The 26,693-nt window shown below is 68.9% G+C and carries 29 protein-coding genes; 10 read left to right on the top strand and 19 right to left on the bottom strand.

Annotated features, from left to right (window positions below; translation table 11 throughout):
* Positions 1-18: 18 nt before the first annotated feature.
* Positions 19-1,548 (top strand): TerC family protein, encoded by a 1,530-nt coding sequence (locus tag EV675_RS17955; protein ID WP_130358574.1) that lies wholly within the window; start codon positions 19-21, stop codon positions 1,546-1,548.
* A complete protein-coding gene (locus EV675_RS17950) occupies positions 1,545-2,960 on the top strand; it encodes an MFS transporter (RefSeq protein WP_130358573.1) in 1,416 nt (471 codons plus the stop codon). Before EV675_RS17955 ends, EV675_RS17950 begins: the two co-directional genes overlap by 4 nt.
* Here the strand turns inward: EV675_RS17950 and EV675_RS17945 are convergent.
* A complete protein-coding gene (locus EV675_RS17945) occupies positions 2,957-3,526 on the bottom strand; it encodes a FecR domain-containing protein (RefSeq protein ID WP_130358572.1) in 570 nt (189 codons plus the stop codon). The genes EV675_RS17950 and EV675_RS17945 overlap by 4 nt on opposite strands.
* A gap of 45 nt (positions 3,527-3,571) precedes the next feature.
* Complete coding sequence (locus tag EV675_RS17940) at positions 3,572-4,480, bottom strand: LysR family transcriptional regulator (protein ID WP_207221997.1); 909 nt, start codon at positions 4,478-4,480, stop codon at positions 3,572-3,574.
* Positions 4,481-4,575: 95 nt separating this feature from the next.
* Here EV675_RS17940 and EV675_RS17935 point away from each other — a divergent pair, with 95 nt between their 5' ends.
* From EV675_RS17935 to EV675_RS17920, 4 genes are all read left to right on the top strand, one after another.
* Entirely contained in the window at positions 4,576-5,832 is a 1,257-nt protein-coding gene (locus EV675_RS17935; protein WP_130358571.1) for an MFS transporter, read from the top strand.
* Positions 5,833-6,013: 181 nt separating this feature from the next.
* On the top strand, positions 6,014-6,853 hold the full coding sequence (locus EV675_RS17930) for a universal stress protein (RefSeq protein WP_130358570.1): 840 nt from the start codon (positions 6,014-6,016) through the stop codon (positions 6,851-6,853).
* A gap of 43 nt (positions 6,854-6,896) precedes the next feature.
* Positions 6,897-7,298, top strand: coding sequence for a carboxypeptidase-like regulatory domain-containing protein (locus EV675_RS17925; protein ID WP_130358569.1), 402 nt, complete (start codon positions 6,897-6,899; stop codon positions 7,296-7,298).
* Positions 7,299-7,332: 34 nt separating this feature from the next.
* Positions 7,333-7,818, top strand: coding sequence for a universal stress protein (locus EV675_RS17920; RefSeq protein ID WP_130358568.1), 486 nt, complete (start codon positions 7,333-7,335; stop codon positions 7,816-7,818).
* Here the strand turns inward: EV675_RS17920 and EV675_RS17915 are convergent.
* The 7 genes from EV675_RS17915 to EV675_RS17885 form a co-directional block, all read right to left on the bottom strand.
* Entirely contained in the window at positions 7,808-9,778 is a 1,971-nt protein-coding gene (locus tag EV675_RS17915) for a PhoX family protein (RefSeq protein ID WP_130358567.1), read from the bottom strand. The two genes, EV675_RS17920 and EV675_RS17915, sit on opposite strands and share 11 nt — an antisense overlap.
* 157 nt (positions 9,779-9,935) lie before the next feature.
* The gene (locus EV675_RS17910) at positions 9,936-10,430 is read right to left on the bottom strand and encodes a TPM domain-containing protein (protein WP_130358566.1); all 495 of its coding nucleotides are present in this window, start codon (positions 10,428-10,430) and stop codon (positions 9,936-9,938) included.
* 2 nt (positions 10,431-10,432) lie between these two features.
* On the bottom strand, positions 10,433-11,344 hold the full coding sequence (locus tag EV675_RS17905) for a TPM domain-containing protein (protein ID WP_130358565.1): 912 nt from the start codon (positions 11,342-11,344) through the stop codon (positions 10,433-10,435).
* On the bottom strand, positions 11,341-11,922 hold the full coding sequence (locus tag EV675_RS17900; RefSeq protein ID WP_130360186.1) for a LemA family protein: 582 nt from the start codon (positions 11,920-11,922) through the stop codon (positions 11,341-11,343). The genes EV675_RS17905 and EV675_RS17900 overlap by 4 nt, the downstream gene beginning before the upstream one ends.
* An 80-nt stretch (positions 11,923-12,002) precedes the next feature.
* Positions 12,003-12,521 (bottom strand): anti-virulence regulator CigR family protein, encoded by a 519-nt coding sequence (locus tag EV675_RS17895; protein ID WP_165404644.1) that lies wholly within the window; start codon positions 12,519-12,521, stop codon positions 12,003-12,005.
* A 108-nt stretch (positions 12,522-12,629) separates the two neighbouring features.
* Entirely contained in the window at positions 12,630-13,436 is an 807-nt protein-coding gene (locus EV675_RS17890; RefSeq protein ID WP_130358564.1) for an ABC transporter permease, read from the bottom strand.
* Positions 13,433-14,047, bottom strand: a complete 615-nt coding sequence (locus tag EV675_RS17885) for an ABC transporter ATP-binding protein (RefSeq protein WP_207221996.1) — start codon at positions 14,045-14,047, stop codon at positions 13,433-13,435. Before EV675_RS17885 ends, EV675_RS17890 begins: the two co-directional genes overlap by 4 nt.
* 160 nt (positions 14,048-14,207) lie before the next feature.
* Between EV675_RS17885 and EV675_RS17880 the strand changes: the two genes are divergently transcribed.
* Positions 14,208-15,173 (top strand): Bug family tripartite tricarboxylate transporter substrate binding protein, encoded by a 966-nt coding sequence (locus EV675_RS17880; RefSeq protein ID WP_130358562.1) that lies wholly within the window; start codon positions 14,208-14,210, stop codon positions 15,171-15,173.
* 89 nt (positions 15,174-15,262) lie between these two features.
* Here EV675_RS17880 and EV675_RS17875 read toward each other — a convergent pair whose 3' ends face one another.
* From EV675_RS17875 to EV675_RS17850, 6 genes are read right to left on the bottom strand one after another with little or no spacing between them, the layout of a single operon-like run.
* Positions 15,263-16,255 carry a tripartite tricarboxylate transporter substrate binding protein gene (locus EV675_RS17875; RefSeq protein ID WP_130358561.1) on the bottom strand — a complete coding sequence of 331 codons (993 nt, stop codon included), beginning with the start codon at positions 16,253-16,255 and terminating at the stop codon, positions 15,263-15,265.
* A gap of 40 nt (positions 16,256-16,295) precedes the next feature.
* Complete coding sequence (locus EV675_RS17870) at positions 16,296-16,658, bottom strand: cupin domain-containing protein (RefSeq protein ID WP_130358560.1); 363 nt, start codon at positions 16,656-16,658, stop codon at positions 16,296-16,298.
* The gene (locus EV675_RS17865) at positions 16,655-17,677 is read right to left on the bottom strand and encodes a quinone oxidoreductase family protein (RefSeq protein WP_242621486.1); all 1,023 of its coding nucleotides are present in this window, start codon (positions 17,675-17,677) and stop codon (positions 16,655-16,657) included. The genes EV675_RS17870 and EV675_RS17865 overlap by 4 nt, the downstream gene beginning before the upstream one ends.
* Positions 17,678-17,694: 17 nt before the next feature.
* Positions 17,695-18,576 (bottom strand): beta-keto acid cleavage family enzyme, encoded by an 882-nt coding sequence (locus EV675_RS17860; protein ID WP_130358559.1) that lies wholly within the window; start codon positions 18,574-18,576, stop codon positions 17,695-17,697.
* The gene (locus EV675_RS17855) at positions 18,573-19,340 is read right to left on the bottom strand and encodes an SDR family NAD(P)-dependent oxidoreductase (protein WP_130358558.1); all 768 of its coding nucleotides are present in this window, start codon (positions 19,338-19,340) and stop codon (positions 18,573-18,575) included. Before EV675_RS17855 ends, EV675_RS17860 begins: the two co-directional genes overlap by 4 nt.
* A gap of 30 nt (positions 19,341-19,370) precedes the next feature.
* Positions 19,371-20,192 carry a dioxygenase family protein gene (locus EV675_RS17850; protein WP_242621485.1) on the bottom strand — a complete coding sequence of 274 codons (822 nt, stop codon included), beginning with the start codon at positions 20,190-20,192 and terminating at the stop codon, positions 19,371-19,373.
* Positions 20,193-20,320: 128 nt separating this feature from the next.
* On the opposite strand from EV675_RS17850, the gene EV675_RS17845 reads away from it, so the two are divergent.
* From EV675_RS17845 to EV675_RS17835, 3 genes are read left to right on the top strand one after another with little or no spacing between them, the layout of a single operon-like run.
* Positions 20,321-21,367: a LacI family DNA-binding transcriptional regulator gene (locus EV675_RS17845; protein WP_130358556.1), complete on the top strand. Its 1,047-nt coding sequence runs from the start codon at positions 20,321-20,323 to the stop codon at positions 21,365-21,367.
* Between the two features lie 48 nt (positions 21,368-21,415).
* Positions 21,416-22,276 carry an archaetidylserine decarboxylase gene (gene asd / locus EV675_RS17840; RefSeq protein WP_130358555.1) on the top strand — a complete coding sequence of 287 codons (861 nt, stop codon included), beginning with the start codon at positions 21,416-21,418 and terminating at the stop codon, positions 22,274-22,276.
* A 31-nt stretch (positions 22,277-22,307) separates the two neighbouring features.
* Positions 22,308-23,567, top strand: coding sequence for a pyridoxal-phosphate-dependent aminotransferase family protein (locus EV675_RS17835; RefSeq protein WP_130358554.1), 1,260 nt, complete (start codon positions 22,308-22,310; stop codon positions 23,565-23,567).
* A gap of 118 nt (positions 23,568-23,685) precedes the next feature.
* Here EV675_RS17835 and EV675_RS17830 read toward each other — a convergent pair whose 3' ends face one another.
* The 4 genes from EV675_RS17830 to EV675_RS17815 all read right to left on the bottom strand — a co-directional run bounded on the left by EV675_RS17830 (position 23,686) and on the right by EV675_RS17815 (position 26,693).
* The gene (locus tag EV675_RS17830; RefSeq protein ID WP_130358553.1) at positions 23,686-23,961 is read right to left on the bottom strand and encodes a PsiF family protein; all 276 of its coding nucleotides are present in this window, start codon (positions 23,959-23,961) and stop codon (positions 23,686-23,688) included.
* A 92-nt stretch (positions 23,962-24,053) separates the two neighbouring features.
* On the bottom strand, positions 24,054-24,506 hold the full coding sequence (locus EV675_RS17825) for an aconitase X swivel domain-containing protein (RefSeq protein ID WP_130358552.1): 453 nt from the start codon (positions 24,504-24,506) through the stop codon (positions 24,054-24,056).
* Positions 24,503-25,786: an aconitase X gene (locus EV675_RS17820; protein ID WP_130358551.1), complete on the bottom strand. Its 1,284-nt coding sequence runs from the start codon at positions 25,784-25,786 to the stop codon at positions 24,503-24,505. The genes EV675_RS17825 and EV675_RS17820 overlap by 4 nt, the downstream gene beginning before the upstream one ends.
* A 43-nt stretch (positions 25,787-25,829) precedes the next feature.
* On the bottom strand, positions 25,830-26,693 hold the full coding sequence (locus tag EV675_RS17815) for an IclR family transcriptional regulator (RefSeq protein WP_130358550.1): 864 nt from the start codon (positions 26,691-26,693) through the stop codon (positions 25,830-25,832).

Here is a 26,693-nt window from a genome sequence, read left to right as displayed (position 1 = left end):
CTTCCCGCGGAGCAAGCCATGGATTGGTTGATGGACCCCACCGCCTGGGCCGGCCTGCTGACCCTGATCGTGCTCGAGATCGTGCTGGGCATCGACAACCTGGTCTTCATCGCCATCCTGGCCGACAAGCTGCCGGCCGCCCAACGGGACCGGGCCCGGGTCATCGGCCTGTCGCTGGCCCTGGTCATGAGGCTGGCGCTGCTGTCCGCCATCTCCTGGCTGGCCACGCTGACCCGCCCGCTGTTCAGCGTGGCGGGTTTCTCGTTCGCGGGACGCGACCTGATCCTGCTGGCCGGCGGTTTGTTCCTGCTGTTCAAGGCCACGCTGGAACTGCACGAAAGGCTGGAAGGCAGCGGCGACCACGCGGGCAACCGCAAGGTCGAGGCGGGGTTCTGGCTGGTCATCGCGCAGATCGTGCTGCTCGACGCCGTTTTCTCGCTGGACTCGGTGATCACCGCCGTGGGCATGGTCAACGAGCTGTCCATCATGATGATCGCGGTCGTCGTGGCCATGGCCATCATGCTGTTTGCGTCCAAGCCGCTCACGCGCTTCGTCAATGCCCATCCGACAGTCGTGGTGCTGTGCCTGAGCTTTCTGCTGATGATCGGCCTGAGCCTGGTGTCGGACGGGCTGGGGTTCCATATCCCCAAGGGCTATCTGTACGCGGCCATCGGTTTCTCCATCCTGATCGAGGCCTTCAACCAGACCGCCCGCCGCAACGCGCTCAAGCACGCCGCGCGCCGGCCGCTGCGGGCGCGGACCGCCGATGCGATCCTGACGATGCTGGGCGGCCATCGCACCGCCCAGGCAACGGAGGAAGGCGCGCCCTCTCCGACGCCCGGCGCCTTCGCCGAAGAAGAACGCCACATGGTCAGCGGCGTACTGACGCTGGCCGACCGTTCGGTACGCTCCATCATGACGCCGCGCTCGGAGATCTCCTGGGTGGACCTGACGGCCGGCGCGGACGAACAGCGCGCGCGCATCCTCGATACGCCCCACAGCTACATGCCGGTCTGCCGACGGCATTTCGACGACATCGTCGGAGTGGCCCGCGCCAAGGACCTCCTGGCCGACCTGCTCGAATCCGGGACCATCGACGCCTCCCGGCTGCGCGCTCCCATCTACGTCCACGAATCGATACCCATCCTCGACCTGATGGATGTGCTGCGCGATTCTCGTGGCCAACTGGTCCTGGTGACCGATGAATACGGCGCGGTGCTCGGATTGGTCACGCCAGTGGACGTGCTGGAGGCCATCGCCGGCGACTTCCCCGACGAGGACGAGGCGCCGTCCATACAGCCTCAGGGGCCGGGGCGCTGGCGCATGGACGGCTCGGCCGACCTGCGGCACGTGGAGCAGGCTCTGGGCATGCCTTCGGGATTGGCCGGCGCCGGCTACACCAGCCTGGCCGGCTTCTTGCTGGCCAAGTTCGCCGAACTGCCTCCCGTGGGCGCCTGGCTGGACCACGCCGGCTACCGCTACACCGTCAGGGAACTGGACGACAACCGCATCTCCATGGTGGAGGTGACCAGACTGGACGAACCATGACCCGAACCGACCTGCCGAACCGCCTCGACCGGCTGCCCTGGTCGCCCTGGCACACCCGCGTCGCCGTCGCGCTGGGCGTGGCCTGGGTGCTCGATGGGCTGGAGGTCACGCTGGTCGGCAGCGTGGGCGGCGTCCTGGAGCGCGGCGATACGCTGGCCCTGAGCGCGGCGCAGGTCGGCTGGTCGGGCTCGCTGTACATCGCGGGCGCGGTGCTGGGCGCGCTGGCCTTCGGCCGGATGACCGACCGCCTGGGACGCCGGCGGCTGTTCCTGATCACCCTGGCGATCTACATGGCCGGGAGCCTGGCGACGGCCTTCGCGCCCGGCTTCGCCTTCTTCGCCGCCTGCCGCTTCGTGACGGGCCTGGGCATAGGCGGGGAATACGCCGCGATCAATTCCGCCATCGACGAACTGATACCCGCCCGGGTACGCGGACGGGTGAACCTGGCCATCAACGGCAGCTTCTGGCTGGGCGCGGCCCTGGGGGCGGGACTGAGCCTGGTGCTGCTGGATGCGCGTGTGCTGGGCCCGGTCTGGGGATGGCGCGCGGCCTTCCTGGCCGGCGGCGTCATGGCGGCCGCCATCCTGCTGGTGCGGCGCCACGTGCCGGAAAGCCCGCGCTGGCTGGCCGCGCACGGCAGGCTGGACGAGGCCCGCCGCATCGTGCTCGCGGTCGAGGCCGAAGCCGTCCGCCGCCATGGCGCGCTGCCATCGGTCGCGGGCACCTCGCCCGTGGCGGGGCGCTCCCCCACCCTGCTCCAGGTCGCCCGCATCCTGCTGCGCGACTATCGCCGCCGCAGCGCCGTGGCCCTCGGCATGATGGTGGCCCAGGCGTTTTTCTACAACGCCATCTTCTTCACGTATTCGCTGGTGCTGACGCGTTTCCACGGCGTGGCCGAAGGCCGCGTCGGCCTGTACGTCTTTCCGTTCGCGCTGGCCAATGTGCTGGGCCCGCTGCTGCTGGGACCGCTGTTCGATCTCGTCGGCCGCCGGCGCATGATCGCGGCCACCTATGTCTCGGCCGGCCTGGGGCTGGCGCTGACCGGCTGGGCCTTCGCGCAGGGGTGGCTGGACGCGCGCAGCCAGGCATGGTGCTGGTCGGCGGTATTCTTCCTGGCCTCGGCGGCGGCCAGCTCCGCCTACCTGACCGTGAGCGAGGTTTTCCCGCTGGAGATGCGGGCAGTGGCGATCGCGGTGTTCTACGCGGTGGGGACGGGGCTGGGGGGATTCGCCGGCCCCGCCCTGTTCGGCGAACTGATAGGCACCGGCAGCCACGCGGCCGTGGCCGCCGGCTATGCGGTGGCGGCGGCCATGATGGTAGCCGCGGGACTGGGCGCGCTGCGCCATGGCGTGGACGCCGAACGCAAGTCGCTGGAAGACATCGCGCCGCCCCTGCCCGGGAACCGGTCCTAGCGCGCGGGGGCCGGGTCCGCGTGCGTGAGCTGGTGGGTGCGCGTGCCCATGTCCACGGTCAGGGCGTCGCCCGGTTGCAGATCCACGAACTCGCGCGGGCCGGCCGTCACGGTACGCACCTTGAGCTTGCCTTCCACGAGTTCGACCCGCAGGCGCTCGGGCTCGGCCACGACCCGGAACAGGACGTCGGGCGTCTCGATGCGAGTGCCGTCGATGACCACCTCGTTCACGCCCCACTGCACCGAAAAGGCGGCGCGGTACTGCCAGCGCACGTGGAAGGATGCCTGGCCGCGGGCCAGGATCACCTGGCGCCGGCGCGAGTAGTACGCCACCGACAGCGAGGTATCGGGACCGGCGTCGATGCGGGAACCGTCGGGCAGGTCCAGCGACCCGCCCTGGCCTTCGGTGCGAAGCTGTTCGCCGAACTGGGGGGAGCTCTCGCGCATGACCCAGCTGACCGTCAGGGCGCCCACCAGCCCCAGCGCCAGCGCCAGGCAGGCCCAGCCCAGCCAGCGTTTCCAGGTCGACGTCTGCGTGGAGGGCATGCGGGGGGAAGGCTGGGACATGGCGGAGCGACAGAAAGGGAGCGGCAGGAATGCGGTTGCCGACGATTATAAGGACGCGGGCTCGGGCCCCATCGCCAGGCGCCGGAAAGCCGCCCCGGTGGCCGAGGCGCCGTCGCGGCGGCTGGCCAGCCACAGCTTCGAGGCGGCCTCGGGCTCGCGCAACGTCCGGATGACCACGCCGGCCACGTCCAGCCGGCGCACCGAGGCCGGCAGGATGGAGACACCCAGCCGCGCCGCCACCAGCCCGGCTATGGTCACCACTTCCCGGGCCTCTTGGGCGATGCGGGGCGCATAGCCTGCCGTCCGGCACAGGTTCAGCACCTGGCTGTAGACGCCAGTGCCCGCGCCCGGCGCGAAGAAAACGAAGGATTCCTGCGCCAGCGCGGCAACGCCCAACGCCTCGCTTGCTTCGGCCAGCCGATGCTGGCGCGGCAAGACCGCCACCAGCGGGTCGGACAACAGGGGGTGGGCATCGAGTTCCGCGGGAAAGGCACCGCTGGCGGGCAGGCGCATGAAGCCCACGTCGCTGCGCCCGTCCAGCAGGGCCTGGATCTGCTCCTGGCTGGTCTCTTCGATCAGTTGCACCGCCACGGCCGGATACCGTTCGCGGAAACGCGACAGCAGGTGGGGCAGCGCGCCGGTCAGGACGGCGCTTTCGGTGAAGCCCACCCGCAGCGTGCCCATTTCGCCGCGCGCGGCCCGCGCCGCGATGGACGCCGCGCGTTCGGCCTGGGCCAGCAGCGCGCGGGCCTCGGGCAGGAACAACTGGCCGGCCTCGGTCAGGGAAACCTGGCGCTTGCTGCGATGAAGCAGCCGGGCGCCCAGATCCTGCTCCAGGGCCTGCAATTGCTGGCTCAGCGGTGGCTGCGAAATGCCCAGGCGGGTCGCCGCCCGGCCGAAATGCAGTTCCTCGGCCACCGCCACGAAATACCGCACCCGGCGTAGATCGATCATAGGGATTCGATATTACTGAGCATGATTTCAGTATTGGACGATATCAGACAAAAAGCCTAGAGTTAACCCCTAGATCCGTTACCCGCTCGACCGCCATGTCTTCCGCTCCGCCCGTCGGCGCCCCCGCGCCTTCCGTGGCCAACACCGTTTCTCCCGCCCCGCCGTCCGGCCACATCGAACGCGGCACGCCGGCCTTCTGGCGAGCGGTGGTCGCGCTGTTTGCCTCCGGTTTCTCGACCTTCTCGCTGCTGTATTTCGTGCAGCCGCTGATGCCGCTGTTCGCCCACGATTTCGGCCTGTCAGCCGCGACCAGCAGCCTGGCGCTGTCGCTTTCCACCGCCCTGCTGGCGGTCTCCATGCTGGTGGCCAGCGCCGTGTCCGAGCGGCTGGGGCGGCGCACACTGATGTTCGCCTCGCTGCTGGGTTCGGCGGCCCTGACCACCGCGATGGTTCTGTTTCCGCAGTGGCCGGCGCTGCTGACGCTGCGCGCCTTGATGGGCATCACCCTGAGCGGCCTGCCGGCCGTCGCCATGGCCTACGTGGGCGAGGAAATGGAACCCCGCGCGGCCGGGCTCGCCATGGGCCTGTACATAGGCGGGTCCGCCATCGGCGGCATGTCCGGCCGCCTGCTGGCCGGCGTGGTCGCCGACGGCCACGGCTGGCGCGTCGCGGCCCTGGTCATCGGCCTGATCGGCTTCGCCGGCGCGGTGCTGTTCTGGAAGACCCTGCCCGCGTCGCGCCATTTCAAGCCGCGCGCACTGGACCTGGCCAGTGCCCTGGGCAGCTTCCGCTCCCACCTGCGCAACCCGATCATGCTGCGCTTGTATGCCCAGGGGTTCCTGCTGATGGGCGGCTTCGTCGCCGTGTACAACTACATCGGCTTCCGGCTGCTGGCCCCGCCGTTCTCGCTCAACCATGCCGTGGTCGGCATGGTCTCGGTGGTCTACCTGGCCGGCATCGTCAGTTCTGCCTGGATGGGCGACCTGGCGGCCCGCCTGGGACACGGGCGCGTCATGGCGGCGGGCGTCCTGCTGCAACTGGCAGGCGCGCTGCTGACCCTGTCGGGCAATTTGTGGCTGCTGGTCCTTGGAATGGCGGTGCTGACCTTCGGCTTCTTCGGCGCGCACTCCATCTGCAGTTCCTGGGTGGCGCGGGCCGCCCGGCAGGGCCGCGCCCAGGCATCGTCCCTGTACCTGTTCGGTTACTACTGCGGCTCCAGCCTGATCGGGCTGGGGGGCGGCTACGCGCTGGACCTGGCCGGTTGGAACGGCTTCATCGGCCTGGTGGTCGTCCTGCTGGCGCTGGCCGCGGCCAATGCCGTCCTGCTGGCGCGGCGTTCGGCGGCGGTCTAGCAACCGTTCAGTTCTGGTTACCAAGTCCCCGGCCGGCGCCCTTTCCTTTTGGCTTTTTTCGTACCAGACTATTCATGAGTTGCCACCGTCGCCCACGCGTGCGGCGGACTTGAGCCAGATCAAGGTTCACGCATCGCGTCGCGGCTAGGATGGAGTCATCCACTCACGGCTGGAGGCGCATATGCTGGGACGTATCGCAGTTCATCTGGATCTGGACCGGGGCTGCAGGCGGCGCGTGCGCGCCGCGGCGCAACTGGCCGCCGAGCACGATGCCGCCCTGGTCGGCATCCACGCCAGCTTCGGCCGCCCCCTCCCCTATCTCTACGAAGGCTTCTTCGTTTCCGACGACGTCAATCGCATGCTGCGACAGCGCGTGGACGACGACCGCGCCGCCACCGAGGCGCTGCTGCAGGAAGTCGCGGGCGAAACCGGCGTGACGGCGCATTGGCGAACCGGCAACGGCCTGGCCGAGAACGTCCTGTGCGAACAGGCCCGTTATTGCGACCTGCTGGTCATGAGCCAGCCCGACGACGCCGACCCGGGTCCGCAGCAGATGCCGGTGCTGGTGGCCGCCGTGATGCTGGGGGCGGGCCGCCCCGTCCTGATGCTGCCGTCGGTGGGCGAATTGAACGCCATCGGCCGCCGCGTGCTTTTCTGCTGGGACGAGCGCCGCGAATCGGCCCGCGCGCTGGCCGATGCCGGCCCCATCCTGGAAGAAGCCTCCGAACTGTTCGCGCTGCGGGTCGACCCGCCGTCCGAACCGGAACAGGCCGCCCAGGTCAAGCGGGCCGACTTCCTCGCCTACTGCGCCGGGCGGCAATATCCCATCCCGCAGGAAACCGTGCGCGAGAGCGCGGGGATAGGGATAGGCAATTGCATCCTGAACGCGGCCGCGGACAACGCCTGCGACCTGATCGTGATGGGCGCCTACGGCCACAGCCGCGTGCGGGAGGCGGTCCTGGGCGGCACGACACGAACCCTGCTGGAGTCGATGACCGTGCCGGTCCTGTTTTCCCATTGATCCTCGGGCCTGGACGGCCCGAGGGTCGACAAGGAGCAGCACCATGAAGCAGAACCTGCGATGGGCGGCGCCGCTGGCGCTTGCGCTGGCGGCCGCGTGGCCGCTGGCCGGCCTGGCGATGGACAAGGGCGAGCAGAACGGCATCGCCTATGTGACGGGTGGCGTGGGCCAGGATGAATCGACCGCCATCCGCGGCATGGCCAGGGACTACAGCCTGCGCCTGCTGGCCGCGGCCAAGAGCGGCGAATACGTGGCCGACGTGCGCGTGGCCATCCACGACAGCGGCGGCAAGGACGTCCTGTCCGTGACCACCCGGGGCCCCTATCTGCTGGCCAGGCTCGCGCCGGGCAATTACCGGATCGATGCCGAATACGGATCGGCCAGACAAAGCCGCCAGGTCCGCGTGCCCGCCTCGGGACGCGCCGACGTTTCCTTCTATTTCTGACCGGACCGGTCACCCGCCATTCAAGGAGCAACCCATGTACCAGCGCATACTCGTCCCCGTCGACGGCAGCCCCACCTCTAACCGCGGGCTGGACGAGGCCTTGCGCATCGCCGCCCTGACCAAGGGCCAGCTGCGCCTGATGCACGTCATCGACGAGTTGTCGCTGGCCGGGTCTATGGGCGCCTACGCCGCGTATTCCGACTGGATCAACGTCCTGCGCGCCAACGGCGCCGAACTGATCCAGCAGGCGCAGGCCAAGGCGAAGGCCGCAGGCATCGCGGCGGACACGGTGCTGCACGATAACTTTGCCGGCCCCGTTCACGAACTGGTGATCCAGGAAGCGCGCAAGTGGCCGGCCGACCTGATCGTGATCGGCACGCACGGCCGGCGCGGCCTGCCCCGCATGATGCTGGGCAGCAGCGCCGAGAAGATCCTGCGCGAGTCGCCGGTGCCCGTGCTGCTGGTCCGGCTGCCCGAGACCGGCGGCGACGCCGGCCCGGGCGCGTCCGTCAACCCTTGAGCTTGATGCTCGTGGGATCGGCGGTCAGGTAGCCCACCGCGGCGCCGAATCGGTCCTTGTAGTTGCTGCGGATCAGCGGGTCCAGCGTGTCCTTGACCTTGTCGTGCAGCGAACTCCAGTCACCGGCGTGCTGGAAGTTGCTCATGATGTAGGTCCAGCCGTTGATCTCGTCCACCGCGTGCAGGCCGGTCGACTCGCCGCCCGCGGGCACCGACAGCAGCCGCGACAGCGACTTGGTGTCGACGTTGTAGGCCCACAGGAAGTTGTTCACGTGCGCGCCGCTGTCCTCGCCGATGAACAGGGTGCGCAGCTTTTCCGAGAACTTCAGGTTGTCGGGGTTGGCGACCCGCTCGGGGTTGGCCTTGTTGCCCAGCGCGTCGGCGGCGATGTCCTCGCCCACCAGCAGCATTCTGGTGTGCACCGGCATCCATTCGCTGTTGATGGCCGCGCCGGCCTGGTCCTTCTGGCCGCCGGCCAAGGTGTGGGCCAGCACGCCGCCGGCGATCAGCGCCTTGTCCAGCGCGATGCCGCTCTGCTCGTTCCAGCCCTTGGCGTTGCCTTTGACCATGGAGTCCTGGATGTTCTGCAGGGCCGAGTAGGCGACCTTGTCCTTGATGTTGACCGTGGTGCCTTCCATCTTGGTGAAGCCCATGCTGCCGCCCGCCAGATAGGCGTAGCGGTGGGTTTCCAGGAAGGCCGCGGCCTTCTCCATGCCCGGCTTGACCTTGATCCAGTTGGCCGCGCCGTTCGAGAAGATCTTCGTGTAGGTGTCGTCCGAGGGATCGGCCTTGAGCACGGTCATGATGTCCGCGGGATCGAGGGTATTGGCCATCTGCTCGATTTCCGCGCTGGTGGCGTGGCCCAGCTTGATCCAGGTCAGGTTCGCGCCCGCGGCCGCCGGGTCCACCGAGAAGCCGGCGCCCAGCTTGGCGACGTACAACGTGCCCGCCGACAGGTCCTTTTCCTTGTCCGCCACGAACACGAACAGGCCGCTGTTGGTGGCGTCGTCGCCCATCAGCACCGTGCGGTTGTCGGGCATGACCTGGATCAGCTCGTGCGAGATCCGGCCCATGCAATAGTGCTTCTTGATCGAGCCCGTGCCGTCCGGGTTCACCGTCACTTCGGGAATGTGGCCGTAGTGGTAGGGACGGGCCTTGGTTTCGTCGCCGTACACGTTCTTGCTGAAGGCCTTGAACTGGGCGTTGGTGGAGACGAACGGCGCGTCGGGCTCGTACTCTTCGCTGGACAGGTGGGTGTTCCAGGGCGACAGGCTGGCGCCGCAGGTAATCCACAGACCGTGCGCCGACGAGGTGTCGACGTTGTGGTACTTGACCAGGCTCAGCTTGCCCGTGGCCTGGTCCTGGTCCAGGGTCAGGACGGCGATGGGCGACGGCAGCGTGCCGTAGGTATCGGCGCCGCTCTGGTCGCGCGTCGTGTATTCGAACTGCACCACGGCGAACACGGCCTTGCCCTTGATGCCGGGCACGTTGGCATTGGACAGCGCCAGCAGCGAAGTGCCGTCGGGCGAGTCCGAGAAGATCTGGCGCTCCTTGCCCGCCACCGACTTGTCGATGATCGGCTTGTTGTCGATGTCCACGTAGCCGCCGGCCAGGATCTTGCCGCCCTTGCCGTCCGAGACCATGTCGCCGGTGATGAAGAAGGGTTGGTACGCCAGCTTGTAGGCGTGGGAGCTGCCGTCGCTCAGTTTCACGGTCAGCGTGGAATTCACCGTGGTCGTGGCCATCGCGGCGGGATTGGACAGCGACGGCGCGGGCGTGGACGTGAACGAGGCCGACACGAAATCCGCTGACGGCTGGGGCGTGGGCGTGATGGGGTCGTCGTCCCCGCCACAGGCGGCCAGCAGGGACGCGGTAACCGTCCCGAGAGGCAGCATGGCGGGCGCGCCGGCCAGGAACTTCAGCGCCTGGCGGCGCGAGTTGTTGAGTAACGTATCGGACATTGTTCTGGTTTCCAAGGAGGGGTGCGTTGCAACGTCGAATCGACGCGGCATCCCGGTTCCGGAAACCAGGGAATCATGCCTCCCGATTCGCGTCTGGGCGAATGCTAGGAGGCATGGGTGACACTTTCATGAAAGGGACGTGGCCGTCCCCCGGACGCTACATGATCTGCGGACGATCGGGCAGCGTGTTGACGCGCGCCGCGCCGGGATAGTGGCGGGCGAGCGACTCGCCCAGGGACTTGATGCCATCGACCACCCCCTGTTCGTAGCGGCCATGGCCGAACGCTTCCTGGATGCCGCGGCAGACGGCTTCCCAGGTTCCGGCGCCTTCGCAGGCGTGGATGCCGCGGTCGCAGACGATCTCGACCGCATGGTCGGCCATCAGCACATACAGCAGGATGCCGTTGTTGGCCGGCGTGTCCCACACGCCTTGCAGCGCGAAGACTTCCAGCGCCCGTTCCCGCGGCGACTGCTGCTGCCACAGCGGGCCCATGTCCAGAGCGGCCTCGACCACGAAACGGATCTGCCCGTCATGGCGGGACTCGACCTCGCGAATGGTCTGTTCGATGCGGTCCAGCGCCTGGGCCGGGAAGGCCTGGTGCGCCGCGCGGCGGGTCGTCGCCAGATGCTTGAGGAATCGTTTGATCGCCATGCCTACCACCGTCCCGAGGCGCCGCCGCCACCGAAGCCACCGCCGCCCCCGCCTCCAAAGCCGCCTCCGCCGAATCCTCCGCCGCCAAAGCCGCCCCCTCCCCGGCCGCCTCGATGGCTGCCGCCGTAGCCGCCAGGCAATCCGGCGAAGCCGCCGCCCACCAGCGTGAAGAAGAACGCCAGCAAGGCGCCCACGATCGCGATGGCCACCGCGCCGGACAGCAGCCAGGCCGCCCCACCCACGATGCCGCCGGTCAGAAGCGCGCCCGGCAGCCGGCCCAGCGCGCGCCGCAGCATGCCGCCCGCCACCAGGGCGACGATCAGCAACACCGGCGCAATGCCCTCCAGGTCACCGCCTTCCTGCGCGGCGCGCTCGGGTGGCGGCGGCAGCGGTTCGCCGTCGATGAGGCGCATGATGCGGTCGGCGCCCTGGGAAATGCCGCCGTAGTAGTCGCCTTCGCGGAACCGGGGCGTGACGATCTCGTTCAGGATGCGGTTGGCGGTGGCATCGTTCAGGACGCCCTCCAGGCCGTAGCCCACCTCGATCCGCATGCGCCGGTCGTCCTTGGCCACCAGGAACAGTACGCCGTCGTCCACGTTCTTGCGGCCGGGCTTCCAGGCCTCGGCCACCCGCAGCGAATACTGCTCGACGCTCTCGGGCGCGGTGCTGGGAACGATCAGGATGGCGAGCTGGCTGCCCTTGCGTTCCTGGAAGGCACGCAACTGCTGTTCCAGTCCGGACCGCTGCTCGGCGGTCAGCGTCGAGGTCAGGTCGGTGACGAGCCCGCCGAACGGCGGAATCGCCACCAGGCCGTCATTGGCGGCCTGGGCCGGCGCGGCCGCCAGCCAGAACGCGGCCGCGGCGGCCGCCAGCCAGGCGGCCGCCCTGCGCCCCCAGGCCCGCCATGCGCTCATCGCGCGCCCGCGGGCTTGTTGCCGCCGAAGTCGACGGTAGGCGGCGTGGAAATGGCGCTTTCGTTGGCCACCGAGAAATTGGCCTTGACCGGATAGCCGAAGGCCTTCGCGGTCAGGTTGCTCGGGAACGAACGCACGATCACGTTGTAGTCCTGGACCGACTTGATGTAGCGGTTGCGGGCCACGGTGATCCGGTTCTCGGTGCCTTCGAGCTGCGCCTGCAGGTCGCGGAAGTTCTCGTTGGCCTTCAGGTCCGGATAGCGCTCCACCACCACCATCAGGCGCGACAGCGCGCTGGTCAGCTGCTGCTGGGCGGCGTCGAACTTGGCGAAGGCCTCGGGATCGTTGACCAGTTCCGGCGTGGCGTTGATGCCGGTGGCCTGCGCCCGGGCGTTGACCACGGCGGTCAGCGTCTCCTGCTCGTGGCTGGCATAGCCTTTGACCGTGTTGACCAGATTGGGGATGAGGTCCGCGCGCCGCTGGTACTGGTTCAGGACTTCGGACCACCCGGCCTTGACCTGTTCGTCCGCGCGTTGCAGGTCGTTGTAGCCGCAGCCGGACAGCGTAGCCGCCAGCATGACGAGGAAGGCAGTGATCAGGCTTCGCACCTTGTTCTCCTTGGAAATGAGCGCTTGGGAATGAATGCTGGGTAATGGGTTCAACGGAATACGTCGGCGAGCACGTCGGCCACGACCAGGGTGGCCAGGGACACCAGGATCAGATCCGTGCCCGCCACCCGCCATTCGTACCCGGGATAGACCGGCAGCCTCGCCAGCATGTCGGACGGCACGGCCTTCTTGGCGATGCCCGGTGGCAGCGGCTTGCCGCGCGCCAGGTTCTTGCGTATGCCCGGGGGCAAGGGGCCGTAGCCGACGGCGCGGTAGTCGGAAGCGTAGTCGCGCGCCAGCGACACGGTGATGCCTGCGCGGACCAGGTCGTCGCCGCCACCGGAGCGCCTGCCCTGGCCGGACCCGCCGCCCTTGCCCGGCGCCTTGTCGCCCTGCCCGTGGCCCTTGCCTCCCTGGCCTCCCTGGCCTTTCCCACCACCGTGGCTGCCGCCCGCATGGGCGTTGCCGTTGCCTTTGCTACCGGGCGGATCGGCCCAGGCCGGCGTCATGCCAAGCGAACCTGCCAGCAGCAGGACCAGGAAAATTTCGCGTCGCGGTTTGCGCATCATTTGCGTTCGGCTCCTCGAGCACAGGGGTGCAACGAACCAAGCATAGCGCAAGGCCACGAGCGGCGGTCCCGACAAGGTATCCAGTTGCAGCGGCCGGTTGCAGCGGCGTCAGCCCCGCGGCCGCGAGGCCAGCCGCTCCAGCCTCAGGCGATCGCGCGCGTCCGTCAGCCGCCACACCGCCAGATAGACCGAGCCGGCCGAAGCCGCGAACCCGCCGCCGGCCAGCAGGAACATCAGCAGGATCTGGTACTTGGCCGATTCGATGGGATCCATGCCGGCCAGGATCTGCCCGGTCATGATGCCGGGCATGGTGATGACGCCGGCCGCCGCCATCTGGTTCATGACCGGCAGCACCCCCGCCCGCACGGCAGCGCGGATGATGCTTCGGAAGGCGGCATAGCGGTCGGCGCCCAGGGCCAGCCGGGCCTCGATGGCCGCCCGTTCGTGCGATACCGAGGTGAACACCCCGTTCAAGGCCAGGCTGGCGCTGTTCATGGCGGTGCCCAGCACGATGCCGGCCAGCGGGATCGCATGGCGCGGGTCGTACCAGGGATCAGGACGCAGCGCCGTGGCCAGCGCCAGCAGCGCGATGCCCAGCGTGGCGATGCCCACCGGCACGCCGCCCACGCCGTAGCGCCAGGCACCCTGGAAGCGCCGCTCCTGCCTGGAACCGACCTCGTGGCAGGCCGCGGCGATCATCAGCGCCACGACCGCGCCGGTCACCCAGGGCGAGGTCAGCGCGAACACCTGCCGCAGGAACAGGCCCACCAGGATCAATTGCACGACCATGCGCGCCGCCGCCACCAGCAGCGGCCGCTGGATCCCCAGCGCCAGGCGCAGCGACAGCGCGGCGCTGGCCAGCACCAGCACGGCCGCCATGGCCAGCTCCAGCGGGGTCAGCGAAATGGGACTCATGGCGTTTCGCCCTCCAGCCCCCCGGGCGTCATGCGCAGCCGCCGGGTGGCGATGCGCGCGGCCTGCGCCGCGTCGTGCGTGACCACCAGCAGCCCGGTGCCCTGTTCGCGCAGCCGCGCCAGCAGGGCCTCGACCCGGCCGGTGGCTTCGGGGTCCAGGGCCGAGGTCGGTTCGTCCAGCAGCAGGAAACGCGGCGCCTGCGAGATGGCGCGCACCAGCGCGAGCCGCTGGCGCTGGCCGGTCGACAGCGTGGTCACGGGCGCCTCGAACAGCGCATCGGCCAGCCCCAGCTCCGGCAGCAGCGCGCGGGCCCGGTCCGGATACGCCATGTGATCGGCCACGATGTCCGTCCACCATCCCGCATCGGCCGCGACATAGGTCACCTGGCGGCGAAACGTCGGCGCCGGCATGCGGTTGCGATCCGTGCCGTCCAGTTCGACGCGGCCCCGGGCCGGTTCGAGGTCGGCGATCATGCGCAGCAGCAGGCTCTTGCCCACGCCGGACGGCCCGGACAACGCCACGCACTCCCCGCCCTCGACACGCAGGTCGAAAGGACCCGCGAGGCGGCCGTGCAAACCATTCACGATCAGGGAGGAAGAAGTGTCGGTCAAGGTGGTATTCGTCCATGGACCGCCCTGCCGGACGGAGCGACAGTCTAGCGCGAAGCCCGCGTGGCACGGGGCTTTCCCGCTCATGCACGTATAATCGATAGTTGCTCGCGGCAACCATAAGACCACAAAGCCCATTTACCATTTCAAGGTTGTTTCACCTATGTATCGCGCACTCGCCGCCGCCCTCGTGTTGGGTACCCTGGCCGTCGCCCCGGCTCATGCCGGCCCCTATCCCGACCGCCCCGTCCGCATCATCAACCCGTTCCCGCCCGGCACGAACACCGACACGGTCGCGCGCCTGCTTGCCCAGAAGCTGCAACAGAACTGGGGCCAGGCCACCATCGTCGAGAACAAGACCGGCGCGGGCGGCGCGATCGGCGCGAGCTTCGTCGCCAAGTCGCCGGCCGACGGCTACACCCTGCTGCTGACGTCCTCGTCCACGCACCTGGTGGCACCCGTACTGCGCAAGGACGTGCCCTACGACGCGAACAAGGACTTCACGCCCATCATGACGGTGACCGTGTCGCCGCACGTGGTCGTCGCCACCCGTTCGCTGCCCGTCAAGGACTTCAAGGATTTCGTGGCCTACGTGAAGTCGCACCCGGGCACGACCTTCGCGTCCTCGGGCAACGGCACCGGCTACCATCTGGCGGGCGAACTGTTCGCCCACGGCGTCGGCGCCAGCATGCTGCACATCCCCTACCGCGGCGCGGCGCCGGCCATGAACGACCTGATGGGCGGACAGGTGCAGTCCATGTTCGACTCCCCGGGCAGCGTCGCCCCCAACGCCAAGAGCGGCCGCGTCCATGCGCTGGCCGTCATGGGCCCCAAGCGCTGGCCCACCCTGCCCGACGTCCCCACCACGGTGGAACTGGGCTATCCCCAGTTGCAGTTCTCCACCTGGCTGGGCCTGTACGCGCCGGCGAACACCCCGCCCGACGTGATCGCCAAGATCACCAACATCCTGACCACCGAACTGTCCAAGCCGGGCATGCGTGAACAGTTCGACCAGATGGGCTCGCAACTGAACATGATCGTGGGCAAGGACTTCGCCAAGTTCATGCTGGACGGCCAGGCCTCGCTGAAGAAGCTGGCCGAGGAAGCCAAGCTGCCGATGCTGGACTGATCGCGTTTCTCTGAAACTGAAAACGGCCTCGCTTTCGAAAGAAGCGAGGCCGTTTTTCCTGGCGGACGACAGGCGGAAGCGGCGCTGCGCTACTCGATCTTTATGCCGGCGGCTTTCACGAGCCGGGACGCGGACTTCGTTTCATCCGCCAGATATTTCTCGAAGGCCTTCTGGTCCATCGGCATGGGAGCGGCCCCCAGGTTGGCGAAGCGGGTCTTGATGTCGGGCATCTCCAGCACCTTCAGCACGCCGGCGTGGATCTTGTCGACCACGGGCTGCGGCGTTTTGGCGGGCGCGAACAGGCCCACCCAGAACGTATAGGCGGCGGCCGGCAGGTTCGAGTCGGTCATCGAGGGCACGTCGGGCAGCGCGGCCGAGCGCGCGGCGGTGCCGACGGCCAGCGCCTGCAGCTTGCCGTCCTTGATCATGGGCAGCGCCGACACCAGCGGCGCGAAGAACCAGGTCGTGCGGCCCGCGATGGTCTCGGTGATGGCTTCGGGCGTCCCGCGGAACGGCACGTGCACGGCCTCGATGCCGGCGGCCACGCGGAACTGCTCCGCGTTCATGTGCGTGGCCGAGCCGTTGCCGGCCGATGCATAGAACAGCTTGCCGGGATCGGCCTTGGCCTTGGCGATCAGGTCGCCCAGGTTCTTGAAACCGGCCGAGGGCGAGACCACCAGCACGTTGGGCAGGCTGGCCAGCGGCGTGATGCCCTCGAAGTCCTTGAGCGTGTCGTACGGCAGGTTCGGATAGATGGACGGATTGACCAGGTGGCCCGAGCTGTGGATCAGCAGCGTGTAGCCATCGGCCGGCGCCTTGGCGACCTGGGCCGCGCCCAGCGTGCCGCCCGCGCCGGGCTTGTTCTCGACCACGATCTGCGCGCCCAGGATGGGGCCCAGCTTGTCGGCGATCGAGCGCGCCACCACGTCGGTGCCGCTGCCCGCGGTGAACGGGACGATGAAGCGGATGGGGCCGCCCTGGGGCCAGTTGCCCTGGGCCTGGGCGCTGGCGCCAGCGGCCAGCATGGTCGCGGCCGCGAGGACGCGCAGCGAGATCCGGCGAGCGTGGGAAGGTCGTTGCATGGTGTGTCTCCTCTCTGGTTTATCGAATGGAACGGCGGCCCTAGCCCTGGACGGGCGGGCTGAACGGCATGGCCAGCAGCACCGATGCCGTGCGGCCGCTGCGGTTGATCAACTGGCGTTTTTCTCCCGGCGCGAGGCGGCAGGAATCCAGGCGCCCCAGCGTGGCCTCCTGGCGTATCCCGTCCAGCTCGCTCACGATGGTGAGTTCGCCTTCCAGGACCACGTAGTGCTTCTCCATGGGCGAGCCATCCAGCGAGGTATGGCCGCCCGGCTCCAGTGTCGAGACGCCCAGCCACAGCTGTTCGGCCGGGCCGGCTTCCCTGCCCTGCAGGCGCACGCAGCGCATGTCGAAGTGGTTGGGGGCCTCGTAGACCGGGGCCTCGGGATAGCGGGTGACGTTCATGCCTCGGCGTCCCACGGACGCAGCACGATGCGCTGGTCCGAGCCGCCTATCACCGTGCGATAGGCGGCGAGCGCGTCGGTCAGCGCGTAGACGGCATCGGCATCGACGGGGAATGGCCGCAGCGTGCCGGCCTCGAACCCCGGCCGCAGCGCCCGCAGGTGCGCGGCCGCCTCGGTGCAGTCCATGGCCAGCGAATCCACGCCCACGTAGGTGTGCATGGCGCGATAGAACGTGAAGATGTCGAACGGCACGGGGCGCTCGACCGTGGAGATGAAGATCTGCGTGGCGCGCTTGGCCATGGCCTGGTTGGCCGCCTGGAAGTACGGGCTGCCCACGGTGTTGTAGACGAGGTCCACGCCGCGGCCATCGGTCAGCTCGCGCAGCCGCGCGGCGACGTCTTCCCGGCTGGCGTCCACCACCTCGACGGGCGCGCAGGCGAAGCCGGCATAGGGGCCCGGCCGGCGCTGGACCGCGATGACCCGCGCCCCGGCCTGCGCCGCGAGCTGCACCGAGGCCTGCCCCACCTTGCCGTTGGCGCCCATGACGGCGACCACCTGGCCCGGTTGCGGCATGCCGCTGCGCTGGAAGCCTTCATGGGCCGTCACGAACGGCACGCCTATCGATCCGGCGGCATCGAAGTCCAGGCCCGAGGGCATTTCCTCCAGCGCGGCCAGCGGCAGCGTCAGCCAGGCGGCATGCGAGCCGTCCCGCGTGATGCCCAGGTCGCCGCCCGAGCCCCAGACGCGGCGGCCTATCCACTCGGTGGGTCCGGCCACCACCGTGCCGGCGAAGTCGCGGCCGGGCGTGCGCGGCCAGACGGCCTGCGGCATCAGGCCCATTGCCGCCTTGACGTCGCTGGGATTGACGGCCGCGCTGGCCACCTTGACGATGGCGTGGCCGGGCGCCGGCCGGGGCATGGCCAGGGTTTCGATGGCCGGGGCGAGGTGGGCGGCGGACTCGGCTTTCGCCAGCACGCGCACGGCCGGTCCGGATTGGGTTGCTTGCATGACGGTGGACATGATCGGTAACGGTTCCTTCAATGCTTGATGGGCAGGCCCAGCATGTCGCGCGCCTCGCCGGCGGTCGCCACGCTTCCTCCCAGGTCCTGCACGATGCGCGCGGCGCGCTCGACCAGCGCCGCGTTGCCGGGCGCCAGGACGCCGCGGGACAGGTAGATGTTGTCTTCCAGGCCGACGCGGACGTGGCCGCCCGACACGAAGGCGGCCGCCAGCATCGGAAACTCGTGGCGCCCGACCCCGAAGGCGGACCAGAAGGCCCCCGCCGGCAAGAGGCCGCGGGCGTACAACAGCGTCTCGGGGGTGGCCTCGAAGCCGTACTTGACGCCGGTGACGAAGGTCCACATGCCCGGCCCGTCCAGCGTCCCGTCGGCGATCAGATCTCGCGCGAGATGGATGTCGCCGCTGTCGAAGATCTCCAGCTCCGGCTTGACGCCCGCCTCGCGGATCACGCCGGCCATGACGCGCACGTTGCGCGGGGTGTTGATGACGACTTCGGCGCCCGAATTCATGGTGTTCAGGTCCAGCGAGCAGACGTCGGGCCGCAGCCGCGCGATGTGCTCGACCCTTTTTTCCGGCGGCAGCAGCGTGGTGCCCGGACCGGCCACGCGCGGCTCGGCCTCGCTCGGCACGTAGCGGCCGCCCGGGCCGGTGGTCAGGTTGACGATGACTTCCCGGTTCTCGGCCCGGATGCGGCGGATGACCTCGTCGTACAGGGCGACGTCCATCGACGGGCGGCCGGTTTGCGGATCGCGCACATGGATATGGACCTGCGCCGCGCCGGCACGGGCTGCCTCCAGCGCCGAATTGGCGATCTGCTCGGGTGTGATGGGAAGATGCGGCGTCTGCTCCGGCTTGGTCAGGTTGCCGGTGATCGCGCAGGTGATGACGGTCGGGTTCACAGGTGGCGCCCTCCATCGACCACGATGCGGGTGCCGGTGGCAAAGCGCAGCGAGGTGGCGCAGGCTTCCACCGCGGCGGCGATGTCGTCGGTGGTGCCGATGCGGCCCAGCGGCGTGGTGGCCGCGGTCTTGGCGTTGAAATCGGCGCCCCGGCCCGGCACGAAGGTGGAATCGACCACACCCGGACTGACCGACAGCACGCGCACCTGCGGCGCGAGCACGCGCGCCAGGGCTTCGCCCACGACGTCCACGCTGGCCTTGGCCGCGACGTAGGCCAGGTTGCTGCCGACGCCGGTGAAGGCGGCGATCGAGGACAGCGTCACGATCAGACCGTCGCCGCTTTCCTTGAGCAGGGGCGCGAAGGCGCGGATGGTGGAGAAGACGCCCCGGAAATTGACTTTGAGAATGTCGTCGATCAGCTCGTCGGTCAGCGCGTCCAGGTCGGCCGCGGGCACGGGCTTGGTATAGCCGGCGCTGTTGACCAGGATGTGGCAGGTGCCGAAGTCGGCGCGCACGCGGTCGGCCGCCGCCTTCAGGGCCGGGCTGTCGGTAATGGAGGCGGCGACTTCGGCGTGCCCCGCTCCGGGCAGTTCGGCCACCCGGGCCGCGGCGGCGGGATCGCCGTTGTGCAGCAGCACGCAGCGGGCCCCGCGGGCCGCCAGGCGCCGGGCGCTGGCATGGCCGATGGCGCCGGTTCCGCCGGCGATCACGGCCACCTTGCCGTCCAGGCGGTCCTGCGGCGCGAATGGGGTTGCTTGAGTCATGAGGAGTTCCTTAGGGAATGCGTGGGGAAATCAGGGAATCGGGGGGTGCGGGAAGACCATCTCGCCTTCCAGCAGCGTGAAGCAGTGGTCGAACACCGCGACGTCGCCGCCCGGGCGCGGCTCCACCCGGTACTGGCCGACCAGCCTGCGCGTCACGCCGAAGGTGGGATCGCTGTGCAGGAATTCCGAATCGTCGGCGTAGACCTGGGTGATCAGGACCTTGTAGCCGGGCTTGGAGAACATGAAATGCAGGTGCGCCGGCCGGAACTCGTGGCGCTCCTGGGCGCGCAGCAGCACCCCGCCCGGGCCGTCCACCGGCACCGGATAGCCAGCCGGCCGCACCGAACGGAAGCGGAAACGGCCGTTCTCGTCGGTGGTGAAGCGGCCGCGCAGGTTCATGTCGGGCTGGGTCTCGTCCTGGTTCTCGTACAGCCCGCTGGGCGAGGCATGCCAGATGTCGACCGTGACGCCCGCCAGCGGCCTGCCCTCGCGGTCCTGGACCAATCCGCTGCCTTCCAGCGGGATGCCCGGCGTGCCCGGCGCCGCGAGCGACGCGCCGGGTTCCAGGCTGGGCGAATTGGCGCGCCAGAACGGGCCCAGCAGGGCAGCGTCCGACTCGCCGTGATGGTCGGCGTTGTTCAGCAGCGCCACCAGCGACGACACGCCCAGCAGGTCGGCCACCAGCACCGCCTCGTTCTTGGTGTCGCAGGTGGCTTGCCCGATGGCGTTGACATAGTCCAGCGCGTATTCGAATTCGGCCTCGGTCAGGCGGGTTTCCAGCACGAAGGCGTGCAGGTGCCGGACCAGGCTGCAAAGCAGTTCCTTGATCCGGGCGTCGGATGTGTTTGCCATCGATTGCACAACGATGGGCGTCAATGATTCGGGAGTGCTTGGCAACATTTGGCAAAACCTCATGCTATCGATAGCATTCAGTTTATCCGGTTCGTTCCGCTTGTCAACAAGGAGATTTCCCGCAAACCATGCGCCGGCACTTCGCTATCATCTCGTCCATGCCCAAGCGTTCCTCCGCCGCCACTCTTGCCGACATCGCCCTGCACGCCCAGGTGCACAAGACCACCGCCTCGCGCGCGCTGGATCCCGAACGCCGCCACATGGTCAGCCCCGAGGTGGTGGGCCGTGTCGAAGCGGCCGCCCGCGCCCTGAACTACCGCGTCAACCGCGCCGCGTCGGCGCTGCGCACGGGGCGCTCCGGCACGGTCGGGGTATTGCTGCCGGACATCACCAACCCGGTGTTCCCGCCCATCCTGCGCGGCATCGAGCAGGCGCTGGCGGCAGAGGGCTTTTTCGTGCTGGTGGCGGACACCGGCAACGAACAGGCGCCCGACCAGGCCGCGGACCGCATGCTGGCCCAGCGGGTCGAGGGGCTGATCATCGCCACCTCCAGCCTGCACGACCCGCTGGTCGAGCGCCTGGTGCGCGACCAGGTCAAGGTCGTGCTGGTCAACCGCCGCGACGAGGACGGCAGCCTGCCCGCCGTCGTCAGCGACGACATGCTGGGCATGAAACTGGCCGTCGACCATCTGGTGTCCATCGGCCATCGCCGTATCGCCCATCTGTCCGGCCCCCTGGCGCTGTCCACCGGCTCGCTGCGACAGGCCGGCTTTCGCCAGGCCATGGCCGCGCACGGGCTGGAGCCGGCCGGCTTCGCCGAGTGCGATGCCTATTCCTGCGATGCCGGCGAGGACGGCACGCGCAGGCTGCTGGACAGCGAAGCCGAGTTCACCGCCATCGTCGCCGCCAACGACCTGATCGCGCTGGGCGCGATCCAGGCCCTGCAAGCGCAGGGGCGCAAGGTGCCGCAGGACGTCTCGGTCGTGGGGCACAACGACATGCCGCTGATGGACCGCGTCTCCCCTCCCCTGACCACCGTGCGCATCCTGCACTACGAAATGGGCTTCCGGGCGGCCCGTTTGTTGCTGGACAGCCTGCGCGGCGTGCCGGGCACGACCTCCACCGTCGTCCTGCGGCCCGAACTGGTCGTGCGCGGCTCGTCCGCACCGCTGTAATATCCCTGGCGCAAACCCGAACCTGCCTCGCCCGCGCGAGGCCCCGACATGTCCATCAAAGACCAGCTTTTCATCTACGGCCAATACCTCGCGCCCCAGGCGCTCGTCTCCAGCCTGTTCGGACGCCTCGCGCACTGCCGCGTCGCCGGCCTGAAGAACCTCGCCATCGCCCGCTTCATCCGCCGGTACGGCGTGGACATGAGCGAGGCGCTGGAACCCGATCCCACCGCCTACGAACACTTCAACGCCTTCTTCACCCGCGCGCTCAAGCCCGGCGCGCGGCCGCTGGACCCCGCGCCCGGCGCCGTCCTGTGTCCCGCCGACGGCGCCATCAGTCAGTTGGGCTCCATCCGCGGCGGCCGCATCTTCCAGGCCAAGGGCCACGATTTCAGCGCCGAGGAACTGCTGGGCGGCGACGCGCAGCGCGCCAGCGCCTACCGGGACGGCAGCTTCGCCACCATCTACCTTTCCCCCCGCGACTATCACCGGGTGCACATGCCGGTAGCCGGCACCCTGCGCGAAACCGTCTACATCCCGGGGCGCCTGTTCTCGGTCAACCCGCTCACGGCCAGGACGGTGCCGCGGTTGTTCGCACGCAACGAACGCCTGGCCTGCCTGTTCGACACCGAACTCGGTCCCATGGCCGTGGTGCTGGTGGGCGCCATGATCGTGGGCGCCATGGAAACCGTCTGGGGCGGCCAGGTCGCCCCGCACGGCTCGCGCATCGTGACGACGCGCTACGACGACGGCGCCGTGCGGCTGGACAAAGGCGCCGAGATGGGCCGCTTCCAGCTCGGCTCGACCGTGGTCCTGTTGTTCGGCGCCGGCCGCATCGATTGGAGCGATGCGCTGGGGCCGCTCAGCGGGCTGCGCATGGGCCAGGCGCTCGGACGCGCGGTGAATCTATAATTGGAGCTGTCGCACAGCCGTTTTATCCAACATGCCCACCCGTCCGCTTCGCGCCGCCGAAGAAACCGCCGACCCCGCTTCCTCGACCGACCACCCCCCGCTTGTCTACTCGCAGCCGCCCCGCGTACGCCTGCTGAGCGACATCCTGCCCGACGATCCCCTGCTGATGATGGGCGCCGGCCCCGTGCCCATCCCCGACGTGGTGGCCCACGCCAATTCGGTGGTCATCAACCACCTGGGCGCGACCATGTCGACCATCATCTCGCAGGTCAAGCAGATGGCCGGCTACGTGTTCCAGACGAAGTCGGAATGGGTGCTGGGCGTGGCCGGACCGGGCTCGGCCGCGATGGAGATGGCGATCTGCAACCTGGTATCCCCGGGCAGCAAGGTGCTGTGCGTGGTCAACGGCTTCTTCAGCGCCCGCATGGCCGAGATGAGCCGCCGCCTGGACGCCGACGTCGTCACGCTGGACGTCGAGGGCAACCAGGCCGCCTCGGCGCAGCAGGTGGAACAGGCGATCGAGCAGCACCGCCCCGACGTGCTGACCATCGTCCAGGGCGAAACCTCCAACACGGTCTTCAACCGCGAACTGCCCGCCATCGCCCGGGCCGCCAAGAAGCGCGGCTGCCTGGTCGTGGTCGATGCGGTCTGCACGCTCAGCACCATGCCGCTGCAGATGGACGACTGGCAGATCGATGCCGTCATCACCGGCGGCCAGAAGGGCCTGTCGTCGATACCCGGCGTGTCGCTGATCGCGTTCTCCAACGATGCCTGGGAACACATCAGCCGGCGCAAGACGCCCAATACCCATTGGGTGCTCGATGCCAGGCTGGCCGAGAATTTCTGGCACAAGGGGTCCTACCACTACACCGCCCCTGTGTCCGGCGTGCTGGCGCTGCACGAGGCGCTGCGGCTGGTCTGCGCCGAGACGCTGCCGGTGCGCTTCGCGCGCCATTCGCGCTCGTCCTTCGCCTTGCAGAACGGCATCGAGGCCATGGGCCTGCGCCTGTTCGCGCCGCCGGCTTCGCGCCTGAACTCGGTGGTCGGCATCACGGTGCCGGAAGGCCTGACCAATACCGGCATCTGCGCCCATATCTCCGAGCGCTACCGGGTCGAGATCTCGGGCTCGTTCGGCCTGCCCATCGTCCGCATCGGCCAGATGGGCGAACAGTGCCGGGCCCACAACCTGTTCCGCACGCTGCATGCGCTGGGTTCGACCATGCGCGACCTGGGCGCCAAGGTCGACATGCCCGCCAGCATGGCCACGCTGGAATACAGCCTGCAGGTGTAGCCCCCCCCTACGCGCTTCGCGCGCCCCCCAGGGGGCGATGCGGGTGGACCGGCGGAGCCGGATCCACCGCATCCTGGGTCTGCGTGGGATATCTCGGTGCGAAGCACCGCTTACTTGCTTAGCTCGCGCTCAGGCATTGTTTCATGAAGGCTTTGCGGTCGTCGCCTTTTTTGCCGGTGGCTTCCTTGTTGCAGGCGGTCATTTTTTCCTGCTGGGTCATTTTCTTGGCGGACAGGCATTCTTTCATGAAGGCCTTGCGGTCGTCGCCCTTGCGGTCGCCGGCGTCCTTGTTACAAGTGGTCATCTTGTTCTGCTGGGTGTTTTCGGCGGCGAGGGCGGGGCCGGTCACTGCCAGGAACAGGGCGGTCAGGGACACTGCTAGCGTTTTTTTCATCGTGAACTCCGAACCTTGGTTTGCTGGGACTCCGGTCGCCCACGGCTGACTGCCGGGCGGCAGCTCATTATCGTGCTCGACCGGAGAAATGCCTAGCCCCTGGTCCGCTTGGTCACCTCGACCCGTCCCAGGTCGCCGTCGACCCGGACCCAGTCTCCCGTCTCGATCACCGACAGGGGGTCGACGTCGAAGTCGGTCACCGACGGCGCGTGCGTGACCACGGCCCCGAGCGCGATCTTGGTCGTCATCTCGTTGAACAGCATCGCCGCCGGGGCCATGCCGGAGATGCGGGCGATGTGGAATTGCCCGGACCAGCCCGACGAGCCCTTCGCGCCGGGAAACACCAGCACCTTGCCGGCGAAGCTGATGCCGCGCAGTTCGTGGCGGGTCTCGATGACGGTGCCGGTACGGGGGTCGATGCCGCCCCAGCCGGAGATCCGGTCGCGCGTGACCAGCGCCTCGCCCTCGGCGTGTCCGCCCACGATGCCCCGGCCTTGCAGCACGATGATCCCGGTTGCGGCCGTGGAACTGCCCTGCCCGCTCATCGCAAACCTCCTTTCCAGCGGCCCGTCACCGCGGCCTCGACGCAATCGGCGGTGCTGCCGAACCAGGCCTGTATGCCCATGATGGCCGGCAGGTAGTGGACCTGTTTGGCCGAATCCACCGCAGCCACCTTGGTGCCTGGGGGAATGACGCGCCCCAGCGCCGAACAGGTATCCGACATCAGGTAGCCGCCCGCCTCTTCGATGATCCGGGTGTAGCCGTTCTGGTCCGCGATCTGCCTGGTCGCCCGGGGCGTGAAGATCCAGAGTTCGGTGTTCTCGTGCACGCGCCTGCCCTGCAGCAGCCGGCACACTTCCCAGATCTGCTCGATGCTGTAGTGCGGGCAGCCCAGCATGACGAAATCGACGTCGGGATCGCGCGCCGTGGCGTTCAGGTTCTCGTAGGTCTCGCGCAGTTCCCTGGGACCGAAGCGGAACACCTCGCGCGGGCGGTTGCCGCCGAAGGCCGCCTCCACCGTCGGCGCCTCGGGGGTGAAGCCGGGGATGTGATACATCTCCACGCCGCCCGACGATGCCGCCGCTGCGCCGAAGTGCTTGAGCTTGAGGGTGCTGGGCGCCAAGCCGGCGCCGACGATGACGGGCACCTTGTCCTGCACCTTGTCGCCCACGTAGTAGCCCAGCATGCCCCAGTCCGACATCGACTCGACGGGCATGTCCAGCTCCACCAGGTGGGTGCCGCGCCGCTCGGACTCGATGTGGTAGCCCCAGTAGGGAATGCGGCCTGTCAGCATGGCCGCGCCCGTGCTCTCGCGCCCTTCCGCGTTCGACCGCGCGCCCAGCACGGCGTTGATGTAGATGACGGCCGAAGACTCCATCCATGCGCAATGTTCGCCCCGCGCCGGCAGGTTGCCGACCTGGTAAGGCGTGCAGGTATTCAGGAGCTGCACGCCCAGGCCCGCGCTGTAGGCATCGCCCTTGCGGAAGATGCGCACGACCTCTTCGCCCACCCCCTGCCGGGCCGCGTGCTCGGGGTCGATGCCCTGTTGCAGGTGGCTGCTGTAGACCTCGACGGGCGGAATCGCGACCACCTCGGCGCTGTCCAGGTTGAACTCGGAGAACACCGCGTCCAGGCCGCCCCGTTCATCGGCGAACTTGCGCATGAACGGCGTGGTGGCGCCGATGGTACCCGCCACGTTGCGGGTCTCGACCAGGCGCTCGGCGCCCAGCGCATTGCCGTAGCGCAGCAGCAGGTCCATGGCCTTCTGCCTGGCCGCGCCATGCGCGCCGTCGAGCATGGCTTTCTCGTGATCCGTCAGTCGCATTGCCGCCCTCCTTCCTGGCAGCCGGCCCGCGACGCCGCGCGGGTCAGGAAACCTTGAGCAATTTGTCCGGCAGCGGCACCTTGCCGCCCGTGTCGCGCGCGATGGCCTGCGCGGTCTCGATCAGCCGCGGCGCCACTTCGTTGCGCAGGCGCTTCTCGGTGAACGAGAAGGCCGGCCCGCCGCAGTTCAGCGCCATGATCTCGCCGCCCGGCACGACCAGCGGTACCGCCACCGAATTGATGTCGCGGTGGAACTCGCCCAGCGACAGGCAGTAGCCCTGCGTCCGCGCATCCCGCTGCGAACGCTCCAGCCCTTTCTCCAGACGGGCCCACTCCGCCTCGCCGCATTCCTTGCGGATGCTGTGCAGCAGGCGGTCCTTTTCGTACTGGTCGGTCATCGCGCTCAGGTAGGCGCGCCCCAGCGCCGAACTGGCCACCGAGAAACGCGACCCCACCCGCAGCCGCGCCAGCAGCAGCGCCGACTGCGGCGAGGCCGTCTCGATCAGCACGATGTGCAACTCGTCGCGTATCGCCAGATAGACCGAGCCTTCTGTCTCGTTGGCCAGCGCCAGCATGTGCGGGCGCGCGATCGACCGCGTGTCCACCCCACCCAGGAAAGCCTGGGCCAGCGACACCACGCCGGCCGCCAGCGAGAATCGCTCGGTCTCGGGCTCCTGCTTCATCAGCCCCAGCGAAACCAGCGTAGTGGCCAGGCGCGTGACCGTGGGCTTGGGGATGCCTGTCATCGCGGCCAGCTCGGCATTGCTCAGGACGCGCAGGTCCTCGCGAAAGCAGCGCAGCACCGCGATCCCCCGCTCCAGGGCGGACACGGTGCCGCTGGGCTCGGCCGCGGCGGACGCCCGCCGGGTCTTGGCGGCGGGCTGGGCTCGGGGGGCGCTTCGTGGCAT

Origin of the sequence: Pigmentiphaga kullae (assembly GCF_004216695.1) — a bacterium.
In the GTDB taxonomy this organism is placed as follows: domain Bacteria; phylum Pseudomonadota; class Gammaproteobacteria; order Burkholderiales; family Burkholderiaceae_B; genus Pigmentiphaga; species Pigmentiphaga kullae.
Note: the sequence above shows the minus strand (reverse complement) of the source record. Positions and strands in the feature narration are given on the sequence as shown.